Source organism: Rhodococcus sp. FG69, from assembly GCF_057808915.1.
In genome coordinates this window covers 17,122-34,056 of the sequence record NZ_JBMDIX010000008.1, presented here as the reverse complement: position 1 = coordinate 34,056, position 16,935 = coordinate 17,122, and the positions used below count along the sequence as shown (strand labels likewise).

The following is a 16,935-nucleotide window of genomic DNA, read 5'->3' as shown; positions in this document are numbered from 1 at the left end:
GCTAGACGCAGGGAGCCTGGCCCATCGCCAGCAGTTGGCAGGCACTGGTTTCGGACACCTTCCAGTGGCCGTCGATCAGGACCCAGGTGTTGGGGGTCGGGGCTGCCGTCCCGCGCGGCGTCGCAATTGCGACGAGCGCAGTCGCGGTCTCGCCTTCGACCGTAGGCTCTTGGACTTCGAAAGTGATCTCGCCGTAGTTGGCGAGGGCGGCCGTCATTTGCTCCAGATTCGCCAGGCGCGCTTGCCCGTTCTCGATGTCGGCCGCTTTCGTTGCGGCGTCGACGTCCGGGGCGACGACAAGGGCCAAAGAGTCGGTGAGCTCCTTGACGGTCGGAGCAGTCACGGCGGCCACCGCTGTGGTCGGGGGCGTGTCGGAAGTCGCCGACGACGAAGGTTCCGAACTGTGATCGGAATCTTCTCCCGAGCTGCAACCGGCAGCGACGAGCGTAGCGGCCGCGAGCGCGACGAAAGCGGAAGATGTGCGCATTTTCACTGGTGAAGCCCCTCTTCTGTGCAGCATGTTCGCGTGCATTTCAGGTGAGGCTAACATGGCAAAAGTCGCCGGTCCCGAGGCTTCCTCGTGCGATCGAGGACCACTGCGAGAACGTGTCCCCACGCGCTTTTGCGTATGTGCCGGTAGCGTTGGTAGATCGGGACTGGGAGGAGTCGCTCATGAGCTCAACAGACAATCCGGATTCGGCTGCGGCCAGGGCAGAACTCGAGGATCTACGCTCCGAGGCAGCGTCCCTACGGCGTCAGCTCGGTCAACTCGGTGAACCGCCCGAGCATGTGCGCGAGCTGGAGGCCCGCATCGACTCGTTGTCGTTGCGCAATTCCAAGCTGATGGACACGCTCAAGGAAGCCCGCCAACAGCTGATCGCGTTGCGGGAGGAAGTGGACCGGCTCGGCCAACCGCCGAGTGGCTACGGCATTCTGATGGCGGTCCACGACGACGACACCGTCGACGTCTTCACCTCCGGGCGCAAGATGCGGTTGGCATGCTCGCCCAACATCGAAGCCGATGTCCTCGCGCCGGGCCAGACAGTTCGGCTCAACGAGGCACTCACCATCGTCGAGGCCGGGTCGTTCGAGCAGATCGGTGAGATCAGCACTCTGCGCGAACTTCTCGGTGACGGAACACGCGCTCTCGTGGTTGGCCACGCCGACGAAGAACGTGTGGTGTGGTTGGCCAAGCCGCTCTACGAGATGGCCAACGACGACACTCCGGAAGATCCCGACGAGCCGTCGCGCAGGCTGCGTCCGGGCGACTCGCTCCTCGTCGACACCAAAGCTGGGTACGCCTTCGAGCGTGTTCCGAAGGCCGAAGTCGAGGACCTTGTGCTCGAGGAAGTGCCCGATGTCGGCTACGAGGATATCGGTGGTCTCGGGCGTCAGATCGAACAGATTCGAGACGCGGTCGAGTTGCCCTTCCTGCACAAGGACCTGTTCCGCGAGTACTCACTGCGGCCACCGAAAGGTGTTCTGCTCTACGGGCCTCCAGGATGCGGCAAGACGCTCATCGCCAAGGCCGTCGCGAATTCACTCGCGAAGAAGATCGCCGAAGCACGTGGCCAGGATGCGAAGGAAGCCAAGTCGTTCTTCCTCAACATCAAAGGCCCGGAGTTGCTCAACAAGTTCGTCGGCGAGACCGAACGTCACATTCGAATGATCTTCCAGCGCGCGCGAGAGAAGGCATCGGAAGGTACACCGGTCATCGTCTTCTTCGACGAGATGGACTCGATCTTCCGCACCCGTGGTTCCGGAGTGTCCTCGGACGTCGAAACCACGGTCGTTCCGCAGCTCCTGGCCGAGATCGACGGTGTCGAGGGGTTGGAGAACGTCATCGTGATCGGCGCGTCCAACCGCGAGGACATGATCGACCCGGCAATCCTGCGCCCCGGCAGGCTCGACGTGAAGATCAAGATCGAACGACCGGATGCGGAATCCGCTCAGGACATCTTCTCGAAGTACCTCACCGACTCGTTGCCGGTCAACGCCGACGATCTCGCCGAATTCGGAGGCGATCGTGTCGCATGCATTCGCGCGATGATCGAGCGCGTCGTCGATCGCATGTACGCCGAAAGCGAAGACAATCGTTTCCTCGAGGTCACCTACGCCAACGGTGACAAGGAGGTTCTGTACTTCAAGGACTTCAACTCGGGAGCGATGATTCAGAACATCGTCGACAGGTCGAAGAAGTACGCGATCAAGTCGGTCCTCGAGTCGGGAACTCCAGGCCTTCGTGTTCAGCACCTGTTCGATTCGATCGTGGACGAATTCGCCGAGAACGAGGACCTGCCCAACACGACCAACCCGGACGACTGGGCGCGAATCTCGGGCAAGAAGGGTGAGCGAATCGTGTACATCCGAACGTTGGTCACTGGGAAGAACGCGAGCGCCTCACGCGCGATCGACACAGAATCCAACACCGGTCAGTATTTGTAAGTTACACAAACCGAAAACGCTGCCCGCGGCCGTCACGATGGTCGCGGGCAGCGTTTTCTCGTGCTCGGATCGGGATGCCTGCCGCACGGACGCCGACGCTCGTTCGAGTCAGACGCCGCCGATCACCTAGGCTCGGCCCTATGGAGCGCATCATCGGCATCGAGGTCGAGTACGGAATTTCCTCCCCGACGGAACCGACGGCCAATCCGATCCTCACATCGACACAGGCTGTGCTCGCCTACGCGGCGGCGGCCGGCGTCCCGCGCGCGAAGCGAACCCGGTGGGACTACGAGGTCGAATCGCCATTGCGAGATGCCCGTGGTTTCGACTTGGGTCGATTCAGCGGTCCGGCGCCGGTGATCGATGCCGACGAGGTCGGTGCGGCGAACATGATCCTCACCAACGGCGCTCGCCTCTACGTCGACCACGCGCACCCCGAGTACTCTGCCCCCGAGGTTCGCGACCCGCTCGATGCCGTCATCTGGGACAAAGCCGGTGAGCGAGTCATGGAAGCCGCTGCCCGCCACGCCTCCAGCGTTCCCGGCGCACCGAGACTGCAGCTGTACAAGAACAATGTCGACGGCAAGGGTGCCTCCTACGGCACCCACGAGAACTACCTGATGTCACGGGCGACGCCGTTCTCGGCTGTTATCGCAGGACTGTCGCCGTTCTTCGCCTCGCGCCAGGTGATCACCGGTTCAGGGCGCGTCGGGATCGGGCAGTCCGGCGACGAGGCCGGGTTCCAGCTGTCCCAGCGAGCCGACTACATCGAAGTCGAGGTCGGGCTCGAAACGACGCTCAAGCGCGGCATCATCAACACTCGCGACGAACCTCATGCAGATGCCGACAAGTACCGCCGGTTGCACTGCATCATCGGCGACGCGAACCTCGCCGAGATGGCCACCTACCTCAAGGTCGGCACGACGGCTCTGGTTCTCGACATCATCGAGGCGGGTGTCGATCTGTCCGATCTCCAGTTGGCCCGACCTGTGACGGCAGTGCATCAGATCAGCCACGACCCGACACTCCGTCAGGCGGTCGCACTTGCCGACGGTCGCGAACTGACCGCCCTTGCGTTGCAGCGGATCTATCACCAGCGAGTGGCCAAGTTCGTCGCGAGTGAGGGCAGGAACGACCCCCGCGTAGCCGACATCCTGGACAAATGGGCGATGGTGCTGGATCTATTGGAGCGAGATCCGATGGAGTGCGCGAACCTGCTCGACTGGCCCGCCAAGCTGCGCCTTCTCGAAGGCTTCCGCCAGCGTGAGGGGCTCGGATGGTCGGCGCCGCGGTTACACCTTGTCGACTTGCAGTACTCGGACGTTCGCCTCGACAAAGGTTTGTACAACAGGCTCGTTGCGCGCGGCTCGATGGAACGCCTGGTCACCGAGCAGCAAGTCCTCGACGCTATCTCCAACCCACCGTCGGACACGCGCGCTTACTTCCGTGGCGAGGTGTTGCGCAAGTTCGGCGCCGACATCGCGGCTGCGAGTTGGGATTCGGTCATCTTCGATCTGGGCGGCGATTCGCTGGTTCGCATTCCGACTCTCGAGCCGCTCCGAGGCAGCAAAGCACACGTGGGCGCACTCCTCGAGTCTGCCGAAACTGCAGCGGAACTGGTCGAACAACTGACGACCTGACCGATTCCGCAGTGTCTTGCCACCCCAAGAGGGGACCCAATCGGTAGGGTGAAGGTCCGAGCAGGTACTGCGAATACGTAAGGAGGTCGGCGACTATGGCTCAAGAGCAGACACGGCGCTCTGGCGGTGGCGACGGCGACGACGAGGTCCCCGGTGAGGCCGGTGGTGGTCAGGAACGACGCGAGAAGCTGGCGGAAGAGACCGATGACCTCCTCGACGAGATCGACGACGTGCTCGAGGAAAACGCTGAAGACTTCGTCCGTGCCTACGTTCAGAAGGGCGGCCAGTGACGGTGGATCGCTCAGCGAACCCGGCTGCGGGCGATCTGTTCCCGCAATTCGGCTCGCATCATTCTTCGTTCACCGATCATCTACGTGATCACGCACCGCACCTTCTTCCGGAGAACCGTGTGACTCCGTCCGACGGTCCGCTGTCCGGTGGATCGCTGTCCGGTGGATCGCTGTCGGACATTGCGCCGCATGGCACGACCATCGTTGCCGTGGCGTATGCGGGTGGCGTGTTGATCGCCGGCGATCGGCGCGCGACGCAGGGAAACCTGATCGCGAATCGCGACATGCAGAAAGTGTTCGTGACCGACGACTTCTCGGCGGCTGGAATTGCAGGTACCGCCGGAATAGCGATCGAACTCGTCAGGCTGTTCGCCGTCGAACTCGAACACTACGAGAAGATCGAAGGCGTGCCGCTGACGTTCAACGGCAAAGCCAACAAGCTGTCCTCGATGGTGCGCAGCAACCTGGGCGCAGCGATGCAGGGCCTGGCGGCGGTCCCTCTTCTCGTGGGCTTCGACGTCGACATCACCGACCCCGAACGTGCGGGCAGAATCGTCTCGTACGACGTCGTCGGTGGCCGCTACGAGGAACAGTCCGGCTACCACGCAGTCGGATCAGGTTCGTTGTTCGCGAAGTCGGCGATGAAGAAGTTGTACACCCCAGGTCTCGGTGAGGACGACGCACTCAGGGCCGTGGTGGAGTCGCTGTTCGACGCCGCCGACGACGACTCGGCGACGGGTGGTCCCGACGTCACTCGCGGGATCTACCCGACCGCAGTGACCATCACCAGCGTGGGTGCGAACGAAGTCGCGCAGTCACGGATTGCCGATGCCGCACACGCGGTGATCGCTGAGCGTGCAGTGCAAGGGGGGACGGCGTCATGACCATGCCGTATTACGCATCAGCCGAGCAGATCATGCGCGATCGCTCGGAACTGGCGCGCAAGGGTATTGCTCGCGGTCGAAGTGTCATCGTTCTGTCGTATGCAGACGGCGTCCTCTTCGTTGCCGAAAACCGCTCGTCCGCCCTGCACAAGGTCAGCGAACTGTACGACCGTCTCGGTTTTGCAGCGGTAGGTAAGTACAACGAGTTCGAGAATCTGCGCAAGGCTGGAATCCTGCACGCGGATACCAAGGGGTACACCTACGACCGGCGCGACGTCACCGGTCGCTCTCTTGCCAAAACGTATGCACAGGCGCTGGGTACGATCTTCACCGAGCAACTCAAGCCGTACGAGGTCGAGATCTGTGTCGCCGAGGTTTCGCATTCGGACGAGCCGGTGTCGAGTCAGTTGTACCGGATCACGTACGACGGATCGATCGTCGACGAGCAGGATTTCGTCGTCATGGGTGGTACCACCGAGCCGATCGTCACTGCACTGAGGGCGTCGTACCGATCCGGGTTGGATCTCGCAACGGCGGTACAAATTTCGGTAGCCGCGCTGGGTGCGGGCGCGGCCCCGCCTCCGAACGGCGCGGCCGAATCCGACAAGAAGACTCTCGAGGTGAGTTCGCTCGAGGTCGCAGTCTTGGATCAGGCCCGTCCGCGTAGGGCTTTCCGACGTATCGCCGGCGCGGCCTTGCAGGACATGCTCCCTGCTGACACTGAGCAGGATCCTGCACCGCCGACCGACTAGTCAGAACACCCCGACACGGCCTCGGCTTCTACTGCTCTCGGTAGAGGACGAGGCCGTTGTCGTCGACACCGAACTCGAAGCTGCGGCCGTCCGCCGTCACTTCACCATCGGTCGCGAGGGCGACCGATGGTCCGACGACGTCCACCGCCAACGTGCGGACCGAGGAATGTACGTACGTCGACGACGCCCCCAGCGTGCCGGTCAACGCGGCCAGGACAAGCCGCGTGCGGGACAGGAACGGGGTCGACGGCAGGTATCGCACGTCGAGGGTCCCGGATCCGATGGACGGCCGCGACATGGGAACTTGGTCGGCTGGAGCGTACTGGCCGTTGCCGACGAAGAGCATCCACACTGCCTGTGGACGCCCGTCCAGCTCGATCTCGAGCGGGCGGGCGCTTGCAAGCACTCGAATCATGGCGACAGCAGCAGCCGGCCACTTTCCGATTCGACCCTCCAACTTCTCACGAAGTCGAACCGAGTCGGGATATCCGCCGAAGGTCGCGGTATTGACGAAGGGCACCCTCTCGTTGCCGTCCACGAGAACCCGTGCGAGATCGACATGAGCCGCGACGCCACTCTCAACGGCGGAGGCAGTCGATTCGATGTCCGCGACGCCTGCATCCCGCGCAAAGTGATTGAGTGTCCCGCCGGGAAACACCGCCAGCGGTAATTCGTGCCGAACGGCGGATTCGGCCACACTGACGATCGTCCCGTCGCCGCCGCAGACCCCCAACGCCTTGGGCGCAGACCGGTCGATGAGATCTTCGAGTTGTTCGTTGAAATCGTGTCCGGGTTCCGGTTCGAATATCTCGGCGTTCGGGAGACGGTCACGGATCGACTTCGCGATTCCGTCGTCGGAACCGGAGCCGGGATTGACGAGAACCAACATTCCTTGGCCACCAGGAAGCGCAGGGACATCCACGCGCTTACCCAGAACGGCAGGCTCTTCGGTGCGAACCGCCCACCACCGTCGAGTGGACAGAGCGATTCCGACTCCCAGCGCAGCACCGGCCAGAACATCGGAGGGCCAGTGGACGCCCGTATGCACTCGCGAGTAGCAGACCGCCGCCGCGAGGGGTGCCAAAGCTGCTCCGGCGAGCGGTGATTCGAGTGCTACCCCGGTTGCGAACGCGGCGGCCGACGCCGAGTGCCCGGACGGGAACGAGGACGACACCGGCGGCGATAGCACCCTACGCACGAACGGCGTTCGTTCGAATCCCGGACGTATCCGCGGAAACATGGGCTTGAGAATTCCGTTGGCGAGCACACTTGCGCCTGCCACGCCCAGCAATCCGCGCACCGCGCCTCGCCGGGTCGGTCCGGGACGGGCCGCAAGCAGGCCGGCCGTTGCACCCCAGAGCAGGCTGTGATCGGCTGCTTTGCTCAAGCTTCGCAGGGCCGGATCGGCGATGGATGCGCGACTTGCCGCTGTGCGATCGAAGAGTCGAACGTCCCATGCATGGATCAGGTCGGGCGTCGTTCTCGGTGTCTCGGTCACCGGTCCAGCCTAGGCGCCCCCATGTCGACACAGCGTTTCTCGCCTCGTTCGAACGCTCCATCAGCGCGTGTGCGTTGTACTGTCGAAGTGTGCAGCGACGAATTATGGGCATCGAGACCGAGTTCGGTGTCACGTGTACTTTTCACGGGCACAGGCGGCTGAGTCCGGACGAGGTGGCTCGGTACCTGTTCCGCAGAGTCGTGTCCTGGGGACGAAGCTCCAATGTGTTCCTTCGCAACGGTGCGCGGTTGTACCTCGACGTCGGTTCGCACCCCGAGTACGCGACTGCCGAGTGCGACTCGCTTCTGCAGCTGGTCACTCATGATCGGGCAGGGGAGCGGGTGCTGGAGGAGTTGTTGATCGACGCCGAGCAGCGCCTCGCCGAAGAGGGCATCGGCGGCGACATCTACCTCTTCAAGAACAACACCGATTCGGCGGGAAACTCTTACGGATGCCACGAGAATTACCTCGTTCAGCGTGCCGGTGAGTTCTCGCGGATTTCCGACGTGCTGCTGCCGTTCCTCGTCACGCGGCAGTTGATCTGTGGCGCCGGCAAGATCCTGCAGACACCCAAAGCGGCCACGTTTTGCCTTTCTCAACGCGCGGAGCACATCTGGGAGGGCGTCTCCTCGGCGACCACTCGGTCCCGGCCGATCATCAACACCCGCGACGAGCCCCATGCCGACGCCGAGAAATACCGTCGTTTGCACGTCATCGTCGGCGATTCCAACATGGCCGAGACGACCACGATGTTGAAGGTCGGCACGGGGGCGCTGGTGCTGGAGATGATCGAGGCCGGTGTCTCGTTCCGAGATTTCGCTCTGGACAACCCGATCAGGGCAATTCGTGAGGTCAGCCATGATTTGACGGGTCGTCGACCGGTGCGGCTTGCGGGCGGACGTCAGGCGAGCGCACTCGAGATTCAACGGGAGTACTACTCCCGTGCAGTCGAGCACTTGAAGACGCGTGAACCCGACACACAGATCGAGCAGGTAGTCGACCTGTGGGGCAGGACGCTGGACGCCGTCGAGGCTCAAGATTTCGCGAAGGTGGACACCGAGATCGATTGGGTCATCAAGCGCAAATTGTTCCAGCGATATCAGGACCGGTACTCGATGGAGCTGTCCGATCCCAAGATTGCGCAGTTGGACCTCGCCTATCACGACATCAAACGCGGACGTGGCGTGTTCGACCTGCTGCAGCGCAAGGGACTGGCCAAGCGCATCACCGAGGACGAGCAGATCGACGAGGCTGTCGATCTGCCGCCGCAGACGACACGCGCCAAACTGCGTGGCGAATTCATCACCGCCGCGCAGGAGGCGGGCCGTGACTTCACCGTCGACTGGGTCCACTTGAAGCTCAACGACCAGGCCCAACGTACCGTTCTGTGCAAGGACCCTTTCCGGTCCGTGGACGAACGGGTGGAGCGCTTGATTGCGTCGATGTAGCCGACTCGGCGCGGACCGATAGGGTTCGTCAGGTGGCGATCACCAAAGTCGAGCGGTTGATGAACCTGGTCATCTGTCTGTTGTCGACGCGTCAGTTCGTTACGGCGGAGCGCATCAAGGACAGTGTGGCCGGATACGGCGATTCGGGGTCCGACGAAGCCTTCAGCCGGATGTTCGAGCGCGACAAGAACGAGCTGCGTGATCTGGGTGTCCCGCTCGAGACTGGCATCTCGGTGGGAAACGGCGGTGTCGAAGGGTATCGAATCAACAGGGACGCCTACGAGCTGCCCGAGATCGACCTGACACGCGAGGAGTCCGCTGCGGTCGCTGTCGCTGTCCAGCTGTGGGAGTCTCCCGAGCTGACATCGGCAGCGCAGAGCGCGCTGGTGAAACTTCGAGCAGCAGGTATCCAGGTGGATCAAGACGAGTCCGCAGCATCGGTCACCGCGGTTCCCGCCCGGACCAGGGGATCGGAGCCGGCGCTCGGAGCCCTCCTTGCCGCTGTCGACGCCGGAAGGTCGGTTCGCTTTCAGCACCGAAGTTCGGCAACGGATCCGTTCACGGTGCGGACGGTGGAGCCGTGGGGAGTGGTCACCTTCCGCGGTAGGTGGTACCTCGTCGGACACGATGTCGACCGTGACGACATCAGAACCTTCCGGCTTTCCCGAATCGGCGACGACGTCGAAGCGTTCGGTCGTGCGGGAAGCGTGCACAAGCCCGACGACGTCGATCTGCAATCGATCGTCGAGCGAGTTGCGGGCACAGCCGAGGTGAGCGGTACGGCGACGGTGTGGGTCGCACACGACGGTGCCGTGGAAATCAGAAGAATGGGAACGATCGTGGAGGACCGAACCGTGGGCAACCGTCACGGGTCGGTTGTCCGGATGCCGGTTCGATCCTGGGAATGGGTGACGAGAATGATTGCAGGTCACGGGCCCGATGCGCTCGTTCTCGATCCGCCCGAGTTGCGCTCCGACGTCATCGCCGCGTTGCGTTCGGCAGTGTCGGAGGGTGTTCGATGAGCGCGCGGTTGTCGGTCCGGCTCGCCCGATTACTCAACATGGTGCCGTTCTTTCTCGCCAACCCCGGTTTGAGTGCGGCCGAGGCAGCTCAGGAGCTCGGGGTGTCCACCACGACCCTGATGACCGATCTGAACCAGCTGTGGATGTGTGGCCTTCCCGGATACGGGCCCGGCGACCTCATCGACCTGTCGTTCTCGGAGGAGAGCATCGAGGTCACGTTCTCGGCCGGTATCGATCGACCGTTGAGGCTGACATCGACGGAGGCCACTGCACTTCTGGTTGCGCTGAGGTCGTTGACGTCGATGGCAGGAATGGTCGATCCGAGTGCCGCGCAGAGTGCGATTGCCAAGATCGAGGACGCGGCCGGGTCAGCGGCGGCGAACGTACCCCGCTCGTCGACCAGCGATTCGGACGCGAACACGGTGATGGGCCCAGTGGCCGCAGCAGTGCGGGCTGCGCTGCGCAATCAGCATGCGCTCGACTTGACCTACTACTCGGCTTCACGCGATGCAGTCTCGGAGCGCATCGTCGATCCCATCCGTACCGTGCTGATCGACGATCACACCTACCTCCAGGCCTGGTGTCGACGAGCCGAGGGTGTTCGCTTGTTCCGATTCGATCGGATCGACCGTGCCGTGGAGTTGGCCGAGCCGTCGCGACCACCTCAGGACGTTCCACAGGACGACAGTTTCGAGATCTTCAACGACGATCCGACGCTGCCGCAGGCCCGGCTTCGCATCGCCCCGGGCTATGCGTGGGTCATGGACTACTACCCGATGACTCAGGTCGGTGCAGACGACGACGGCTCGATCGTGGTGACGATGCGCTTCGCTACTCAGGCCTGGATGACACGCCTGACATTGGGTTTCGGCGAGAGCATCGAAGTGCTGAGCCCCCCGGAGTTGCGCAGAAGTGTCGCCGATCGTGCCCGAAGCGCGTTGACCGCGTATTCCCTGCTCCAGTGACCACGAAGTGCATCGTGTAAGCGTGAAGTGCACTGTGAACGTGCGGGAAACGTCCGGTGACGGGGGACGCTCCGTGCCGAGACGTCGGGTAGGCTCGAATCATCTGATCTTGGGAGGTACACATGGGAGCCATGAGCCCGTGGCATTGGGCCATCGTCGCTTTGGTCGTCGTCATTCTGTTCGGCTCGAAGAAGCTGCCCGATGCAGCTCGCGGGCTCGGCCGGTCGCTTCGCATTTTCAAGAGCGAAGTCAAGGAGATGCAGAACGACGGCAAGACGGACGCCGTGCCGACTCAGCCTTCCGCACCTGCTCAGCTCGATCCGCAGGCCAACGTGCAGGCGAGCAACATTCATGCCACCAACGGTGTGAACGCTCAGCCGGACACCAAGTCCGCCTGACGGCTGAACTGTGGCAAACCGGGGTGCTGACCAGCACCCCGGTTCACTGCTGAGCGAAGACAGAGAATGCGAATCCCGTTCGATCCACGGCGCAGCAAGCGCCGCTTGAATCCCGACGGCACAATGTCGTTGGTCGATCACCTGTACGAACTGCGTACCCGGCTCATGTGGGCGATCGTGGCCATGGCGTTCACGACGGCCTTCGGCTTCTTCTGGTACTCGCACACGATCCTCGGCATCGAAAGCCTGGGCGATCTGCTCCGGGGGCCCTACTGCTCCCTGGACCCGAGCCTGCGGGCCAATCTCAGCAACGACGACGAGTGTCGCCTGCTGGCCACCGGCCCGTTCGACCAGTTCCTTCTTCGGTTCAAGGTTGCCTTCACTGCCGGTGTCGTCATTGCCTGCCCGATTTGGCTGTACCAGATCTGGGCGTTCGTCACCCCGGGTCTGTACAAGCAGGAACGTCGATACGCGATCTCGTTCGTGACGTCGGCTGCGGTGCTGTTCGTCGGCGGTGCGGTGCTGGCGTATTACATCGTCGCCAAGGGCCTGCACTTCTTGCTGTCGATCGGCGACAATGTGCAGATCACTGCGCTGAGCGGCGAGCAATATTTCGGCTTCGTGATCAATCTGTTGATCATCTTCGGAGTGAGTTTCGAGATTCCGTTGCTGGTCGTGGCGCTGAACTTCGTCGGTGTGTTGACCTACGAGCGGCTGAAGGCGTGGCGACGCGGTCTCATCATGGGGTTGTTCGTATTCGCGGCGATCGCCACCCCTGGTCAGGACCCGTTCTCCATGCTCGCGCTCGCGCTCGCACTGACACTGCTCTTCGAGATCGCAGTGCAGATCGCCCGGATCCACGACAGGCGTAAATTGCGCAAGAGAACCGACGAATGGGGTGAAGTATCCGATGACGAAGCAACGTCCATCGATTCCGCGAGTCCACTTGCATCCCCGAACCCCGTCTCACCTGCAGCACGACCGAATCGGGACTACACCGACACCATCTGATGTGATCATGTGACGGTGTCGACGTCGCAGCTTCAACGGTTCGCCGGAGATCTGAGTTTTCCCCTCGACCGGTTCCAGATCGACGCATGTACGGCGTTGGAGGCCGGCCACGGCGTGTTGGTCTGCGCGCCGACTGGCGCGGGTAAGACGATCATCGGTGAGTTCGCAGTGCATCTGGCCCTGGCTGCGGGCCGAAAGTGCTTCTACACGACCCCGATCAAGGCTCTCAGCAATCAGAAGTTCGCCGAGCTCACCGCTCGCTACGGCCGGGACACGGTCGGCCTACTGACGGGCGACTCGAGTATCAATCCAGACGCCCCGATCGTCATCATGACGACCGAGGTTCTCCGCAACATGCTCTATGCCTCGTCCGATGCTCTCCGTGGCCTGTCCCATGTGGTCATGGATGAGGTGCACTACCTCGCGGACCGCTTCCGCGGCGCGGTGTGGGAAGAGGTCATTCTGCACCTGTCGCAGGACGTGCGTCTGGTGAGCTTGTCCGCAACGGTCAGCAACGCCGAGGAGTTCGGTGCATGGATGGAAACCGTGCGCGGAGACACCACGGTGGTCGTGGACGAGAACCGCCCGGTACCACTGTCGCAGCACATCATGGTCGGCCGACGGCTGTTCGACCTCTTCGACAGCCGGTCGCAATCTGGTGACGGCGCCGCAAAACTCGTCGTCGACCGCGAACTGCTTCGGCACGTCAAACAGCGGCAATCGTTGGACCACGCCGACCGATGGCAGGCGCCACACGGTCGCAGCAGGGGACGGGGTGGCCACAACACGAGCGCAGCCAATCGACCTCTGCCCAGACCGGAGGTCATCGCCAAGCTCGACCAAGAAGGACTTCTCCCGGCGATCACGTTCATCTTCAGCCGTGCAGGATGTGACGGTGCGCTCACGCAGTGCCTGAGATCCCGTTTGGTACTGACGACGCCCGAGCAAGCAGAGGAAATCCGCTACATCATCGACAAGCACACCTCCGAATTGCCGCGTGAAGACCTCGAAGTGCTGGGCTACTGGGAATGGCGCGAAGCGCTCGAGCGCGGGCTTGCCGCCCACCACGCGGGGATGCTGCCCGTATTTCGGCACACCGTCGAGGAGCTGTTCGTCAAGGGTCTGGTGCGAGCGGTCTTCGCGACGGAAACTCTCGCGCTCGGTATCAACATGCCTGCACGCACGGTCGTTCTCGAGAAGTTGGTCAAGTACAACGGTGAGACTCACGCGGAACTGACGCCGGGGGAGTATACCCAGCTGACCGGCCGAGCCGGCAGGCGCGGAATCGACATCGAAGGACACGCGGTCGTCCTGTGGCAACCGGGCACCGAGCCGACGGAAGTTGCCGGGCTTGCATCGACACGAACGTTCCCGCTGCGCAGTTCGTTCCGCCCGGGCTACAACATGTCCATCAACCTCGTCGAACAGTTCGGCGCGGCCGAGTCACGCGAACTGCTCGAGCGATCCTTCGCACAGTTCCAGGCCGACCGTTCGGTGGTCGGATTGGTTCGCGGGATCGACCGCAACACCAAAACCCTCGAACAGCTGCTCGCCCGTCTGGGAGGGGCCGATGGGGAGTACTTCGAATACGCGGCACTCCGCGAACGACTCAAGGATCGAGAGAAGACACTCGAGAAGCAGGGCAGGCAGGATCGTCGAGATCGCGCCGTCGATTCGCTGCGCGGCCTCTCGCGCGGCGATGTCGTGTCGATACCGAGTGGCAAGCGCAGCGGACTGGCGGTCGTCCTCGAGCCCGACGACGATCGAGCCGATCCACGGCCTCTCGTACTGACCGAGGACGCGTGGGCGGGACACCTGTCGGCCGCAGACTTTCCATCGCCCGCAGAGTCTCTGGGACGCATGCGGTTGCCCAGGTTCGTCGATCATCGAACTGCGAGAACCCGCCGTGACCTATCGGCTGCGTTGAGGTCGACCGGCATCTCCGCATCGTCGGATCGGAAACGGCGCAAGTCGACGGCAGCCGATGACCGAGAGCTGGCTACGTTGCGGCGCAGCATCAGATCGCACGCAGTGCACTCGCGGCCCGATCGGGACGAACTGGGGCGCATCGGGGAGCGGTACAACAAGCTGGCCCGGGACACCGAGTCCATGAGGCAGAAGGTCTCCGCCACGACGAATTCGTTGGCGCGCACGTTCGACCGCATCCTGTCGTTGCTGAACGAACGCGACTACATCACCGCTGGGCACACTCCGTCGGTGACCGAGCACGGCTCCAGGCTGTCCAGGATCTACTCCGAGTCCGACCTGTTGGTCGCTGAGTGTCTACGCCAGGGACTGTGGCGAGGTCTTGCGCCCGCAGAGCTCGCGGCGGTGGTGTCCGCAGTGGTGTTCGAATCTCGGCAGGAAGGTGACACGGCGCCGCAGGGCCCGACGGGACCGATCCGTCACGCACTGGCCGAGACGGTCCGGGTGTGGGGTGAGTTGCGGGCCGATGAAGTTCGCCACAAGCTGCCGCCTACGCGGGAGCCCGAGATGGGTTTCGTCAAGGCCGTCTACCGCTGGGCGAGCAACAACACTCTCGCGGACGCACTGCTCGCTGCGGGAGACCACGGCAAGGCCTTGTCGGGAGGCGACTTCGTTCGCTGGTGCCGACAGGTGATCGATCTGCTCGACCAGGTGCGGCTCGCGACGCCGGATCCGGAGCTTTCCAAGACTGCCTCGCGTGCTGTCTCGGCGCTACGCCGAGGAGTTGTTGCAGTCGACGCTGCATGACCGTGTCCGATATGGTTGCGGCCGATCAATCGAATACCAGTGGAGGCGAGATGAGCGGCCCGTACGGTCCGAACAACCCTGACGATCAATGGTCTCGCGATCAGGGCAAGCCGGAAAGTGGATCACCGGAGACGGAGAAGTGGAGCCAGCCCCAGCCCGGCCCCACCGGTCCGGAACAAGGGTGGGGGCAGGCCCCGAATCCACAGGCCCCGAATCCACAGGGCCAGTATCCGCAGCCTCAGTACGGGCAGCCTGGATACCCGCAGGGCCAGTACCCGCAGGGTGGATACCCGGGAGCTCAGGGCCAGTACCCGCAGGGCGGATACCCGCAGCCGGGCCAGCCTCCACAGCCGGGCCAGTACCCCCAGCCGGGGCAGTATCCCCAGCAAGGGCAATATCCTCCGCAGCAGTACGGCCAGGGTCAGTACCCGGGACAGACTCAGCAGCCTCCGTGGAACCAGGGCCAGTACCCGCAGCAGACACCTGGACCGCAGGACCAGTGGAACCCAGGTCAGCAGCCACCGGCCAGCGGCAAATCCAAGACTCCGCTCTTCGTCATCGGCGGACTGATTCTCGCAATCGTCGTGATCGTGGGTCTCGTCCTCACATTCGGCGGATCCAAGAATCTGGATCGAGCGGCAGCCGAATCAGGCGTCGAAGAGATCGTCACTGGAACCTACGGCGCGTCGTCGGTGTCCGACGTCTCGTGCCCCGACGGCGAAAAGATCGAAGAGGGCGCGTCCTTCGAGTGCACGCTGCAGGTCGACGGCTTCGACAGGACCGTCACGTTGACCTTCACCGACGACAACGGCACATACGAGGTCTCGCGTCCACGCTGAACCAACGCGTGCAGTCAAGCGCCGTGGGCCGCCAGCGCAGCTACCAGTCGGTCCACGGCGCCCTTGATTCCCAGTTCCTCGGCGAGTTCGCCGAGGCGTTCGGCGTCAGCGGGCACCGCCGGAATCACGTCCGATCGCGACATATGAACCTCGGCGTCCGTCACAACTCTGACCACTGGAAGCGCCGCGTCGAGGTAGTCGGCAGCGGCTGCAAGCTTCGCTCGAACCCCCTGCGCCATATCCGAAGTGGGATCCAGCGCCGCCGCCCTGAGTGCGGCGACCGACCCGTACCGAAGCATCAGCGTCGACGCCGTTTTCTCGCCGACCCCCTTGACTCCGGGTAGACCGTCGGACGCGTCGCCACGAAGGAGCGCGAGCTCTGCGTACGCCTGTCCCGCGCGGTCGAGTGGAACTCCGTATTTCTCGGCTACCTCGGCGGGGCCGAACAATTCGGCCTTGGCGAGACCGCGACCCACGTAGAGAACCTTGACCTGATTGGGTTCGTCGGCCGCGACCTGAAGCAAATCTCGATCACCACTGACCACGACGACAGGGTCCTGGCGTTCACGAAATGCCAAGGTGCCGAGAACATCGTCGGCCTCCAGGCCTTCGGCCCCCGCAGTAGCGATGCCTGCGGCAGCCAACACTGCCACGATCATGTCGACCTGCGGCGTGAGATTGTCCGGGACTTCTTCGCTTTCGGGCGTGCCCGACGCAGCTTCGGCGACTCGGTGTGCCTTGTACGACGGAACTGCATCGACGCGGAACTGCGGCCGCCAGTTCAGGTCAAGGCACACCGCCAGGCGACTCGGCTCGGTTCTGGCCATCAATGCGGACACCATGTCAACGAATCCACGCACCGCGTTCACCGGCCTCCCATCCGGTGCCGTAATCGATTCCGGCAGTGCGTAGTAGGCGCGGAACCATAGGCTCGCTCCGTCGAGCAGGAGCAGAGGCGAGTTTCCTGGGGCAGTCATGGCCATCATCTTGCCAAACGCCGATAGCCTGTA

Annotated in this window: 15 protein-coding genes; 12 read left to right on the top strand and 3 right to left on the bottom strand. The window is 63.2% G+C overall.

What is annotated here, in order from left to right; all coding sequences use genetic code 11:
* Nucleotide 1: 1 nt before the first annotated feature.
* Nucleotides 2-487, bottom strand: coding sequence for a WKL family lipoprotein (locus ACODSO_RS08395; RefSeq protein WP_489036405.1), 486 nt, complete (start codon nt 485-487; stop codon nt 2-4).
* A 185-nt stretch (nt 488-672) separates the two neighbouring features.
* Here ACODSO_RS08395 and arc point away from each other — a divergent pair, with 185 nt between their 5' ends.
* The 5 genes from arc to prcA all read left to right on the top strand — a co-directional run bounded on the left by arc (nt 673) and on the right by prcA (nt 6,011).
* Nucleotides 673-2,445, top strand: coding sequence for a proteasome ATPase (gene arc, locus ACODSO_RS08390; RefSeq protein WP_489036404.1), 1,773 nt, complete (start codon nt 673-675; stop codon nt 2,443-2,445).
* Nucleotides 2,446-2,585: 140 nt separating this feature from the next.
* Nucleotides 2,586-4,085: a depupylase/deamidase Dop gene (dop, locus tag ACODSO_RS08385; protein WP_489036402.1), complete on the top strand. Its 1,500-nt coding sequence runs from the start codon at nt 2,586-2,588 to the stop codon at nt 4,083-4,085.
* 95 nt (nt 4,086-4,180) lie between these two features.
* Nucleotides 4,181-4,375, top strand: a complete 195-nt coding sequence (locus tag ACODSO_RS08380; protein WP_019666269.1) for a ubiquitin-like protein Pup — start codon at nt 4,181-4,183, stop codon at nt 4,373-4,375.
* The gene (gene prcB, locus ACODSO_RS08375; protein ID WP_489036399.1) at nt 4,372-5,259 is read left to right on the top strand and encodes a proteasome subunit beta; all 888 of its coding nucleotides are present in this window, start codon (nt 4,372-4,374) and stop codon (nt 5,257-5,259) included. The genes ACODSO_RS08380 and prcB overlap by 4 nt, the downstream gene beginning before the upstream one ends.
* Nucleotides 5,256-6,011 carry a proteasome subunit alpha gene (gene prcA, locus ACODSO_RS08370; protein WP_489036397.1) on the top strand — a complete coding sequence of 252 codons (756 nt, stop codon included), beginning with the start codon at nt 5,256-5,258 and terminating at the stop codon, nt 6,009-6,011. Before prcB ends, prcA begins: the two co-directional genes overlap by 4 nt.
* Nucleotides 6,012-6,039: 28 nt before the next feature.
* Here the strand turns inward: prcA and ACODSO_RS08365 are convergent, their stop codons facing one another.
* The gene (locus tag ACODSO_RS08365; RefSeq protein ID WP_489036396.1) at nt 6,040-7,509 is read right to left on the bottom strand and encodes a bifunctional phosphatase PAP2/diacylglycerol kinase family protein; all 1,470 of its coding nucleotides are present in this window, start codon (nt 7,507-7,509) and stop codon (nt 6,040-6,042) included.
* A gap of 89 nt (nt 7,510-7,598) precedes the next feature.
* Here ACODSO_RS08365 and pafA point away from each other — a divergent pair, with 89 nt between their 5' ends.
* The 7 genes from pafA to ACODSO_RS08330 all read left to right on the top strand — a co-directional run bounded on the left by pafA (nt 7,599) and on the right by ACODSO_RS08330 (nt 15,925).
* Nucleotides 7,599-8,957: a Pup--protein ligase gene (gene pafA / locus ACODSO_RS08360; RefSeq protein WP_489036395.1), complete on the top strand. Its 1,359-nt coding sequence runs from the start codon at nt 7,599-7,601 to the stop codon at nt 8,955-8,957.
* A 32-nt stretch (nt 8,958-8,989) separates the two neighbouring features.
* Nucleotides 8,990-9,979: a helix-turn-helix transcriptional regulator gene (locus ACODSO_RS08355; protein ID WP_489036394.1), complete on the top strand. Its 990-nt coding sequence runs from the start codon at nt 8,990-8,992 to the stop codon at nt 9,977-9,979.
* Nucleotides 9,976-10,944: a helix-turn-helix transcriptional regulator gene (locus tag ACODSO_RS08350; protein WP_489036393.1), complete on the top strand. Its 969-nt coding sequence runs from the start codon at nt 9,976-9,978 to the stop codon at nt 10,942-10,944. The genes ACODSO_RS08355 and ACODSO_RS08350 overlap by 4 nt, the downstream gene beginning before the upstream one ends.
* A gap of 122 nt (nt 10,945-11,066) precedes the next feature.
* Complete coding sequence (gene tatA, locus ACODSO_RS08345) at nt 11,067-11,342, top strand: Sec-independent protein translocase subunit TatA (RefSeq protein ID WP_489036392.1); 276 nt, start codon at nt 11,067-11,069, stop codon at nt 11,340-11,342.
* A 66-nt stretch (nt 11,343-11,408) separates the two neighbouring features.
* Entirely contained in the window at nt 11,409-12,353 is a 945-nt protein-coding gene (gene tatC, locus ACODSO_RS08340; protein WP_489036391.1) for a twin-arginine translocase subunit TatC, read from the top strand.
* A 9-nt stretch (nt 12,354-12,362) separates the two neighbouring features.
* Nucleotides 12,363-15,086 (top strand): DEAD/DEAH box helicase, encoded by a 2,724-nt coding sequence (locus ACODSO_RS08335; RefSeq protein WP_489036390.1) that lies wholly within the window; start codon nt 12,363-12,365, stop codon nt 15,084-15,086.
* Nucleotides 15,083-15,925, top strand: a complete 843-nt coding sequence (locus ACODSO_RS08330) for a DUF4333 domain-containing protein (RefSeq protein WP_489036388.1) — start codon at nt 15,083-15,085, stop codon at nt 15,923-15,925. The genes ACODSO_RS08335 and ACODSO_RS08330 overlap by 4 nt, the downstream gene beginning before the upstream one ends.
* 14 nt (nt 15,926-15,939) lie before the next feature.
* On the opposite strand, the gene ACODSO_RS08325 is transcribed toward ACODSO_RS08330, so the two are convergent.
* Nucleotides 15,940-16,911 (bottom strand): 5'-3' exonuclease, encoded by a 972-nt coding sequence (locus tag ACODSO_RS08325; protein WP_489036386.1) that lies wholly within the window; start codon nt 16,909-16,911, stop codon nt 15,940-15,942.
* Between the last annotated feature and the right edge of the window lie 24 nt (nt 16,912-16,935).

What these genes read in the sequence shown, in the direction of transcription:
- ACODSO_RS08330 (WP_489036388.1), top strand. Translation starts at nt 15,083, where the DNA reads ATGACCGTGTCCGATATGGTTGCGGCCGATCAATCGAATACCAGTGGA.
- tatA (WP_489036392.1), top strand. Translation starts at nt 11,067, where the DNA reads ATGGGAGCCATGAGCCCGTGGCATTGGGCCATCGTCGCTTTGGTCGTC.
- dop (WP_489036402.1), top strand. Translation starts at nt 2,586, where the DNA reads ATGGAGCGCATCATCGGCATCGAGGTCGAGTACGGAATTTCCTCCCCG.
- tatC (WP_489036391.1), top strand. Translation starts at nt 11,409, where the DNA reads ATGCGAATCCCGTTCGATCCACGGCGCAGCAAGCGCCGCTTGAATCCC.
- prcA (WP_489036397.1), top strand. Translation starts at nt 5,256, where the DNA reads ATGACCATGCCGTATTACGCATCAGCCGAGCAGATCATGCGCGATCGC.
- ACODSO_RS08350 (WP_489036393.1), top strand. Translation starts at nt 9,976, where the DNA reads ATGAGCGCGCGGTTGTCGGTCCGGCTCGCCCGATTACTCAACATGGTG.
- ACODSO_RS08380 (WP_019666269.1), top strand. Translation starts at nt 4,181, where the DNA reads ATGGCTCAAGAGCAGACACGGCGCTCTGGCGGTGGCGACGGCGACGAC.
- ACODSO_RS08395 (WP_489036405.1), bottom strand. Translation starts at nt 487, where the DNA reads ATGCGCACATCTTCCGCTTTCGTCGCGCTCGCGGCCGCTACGCTCGTC.
- ACODSO_RS08325 (WP_489036386.1), bottom strand. Translation starts at nt 16,911, where the DNA reads ATGATGGCCATGACTGCCCCAGGAAACTCGCCTCTGCTCCTGCTCGAC.
- arc (WP_489036404.1), top strand. Translation starts at nt 673, where the DNA reads ATGAGCTCAACAGACAATCCGGATTCGGCTGCGGCCAGGGCAGAACTC.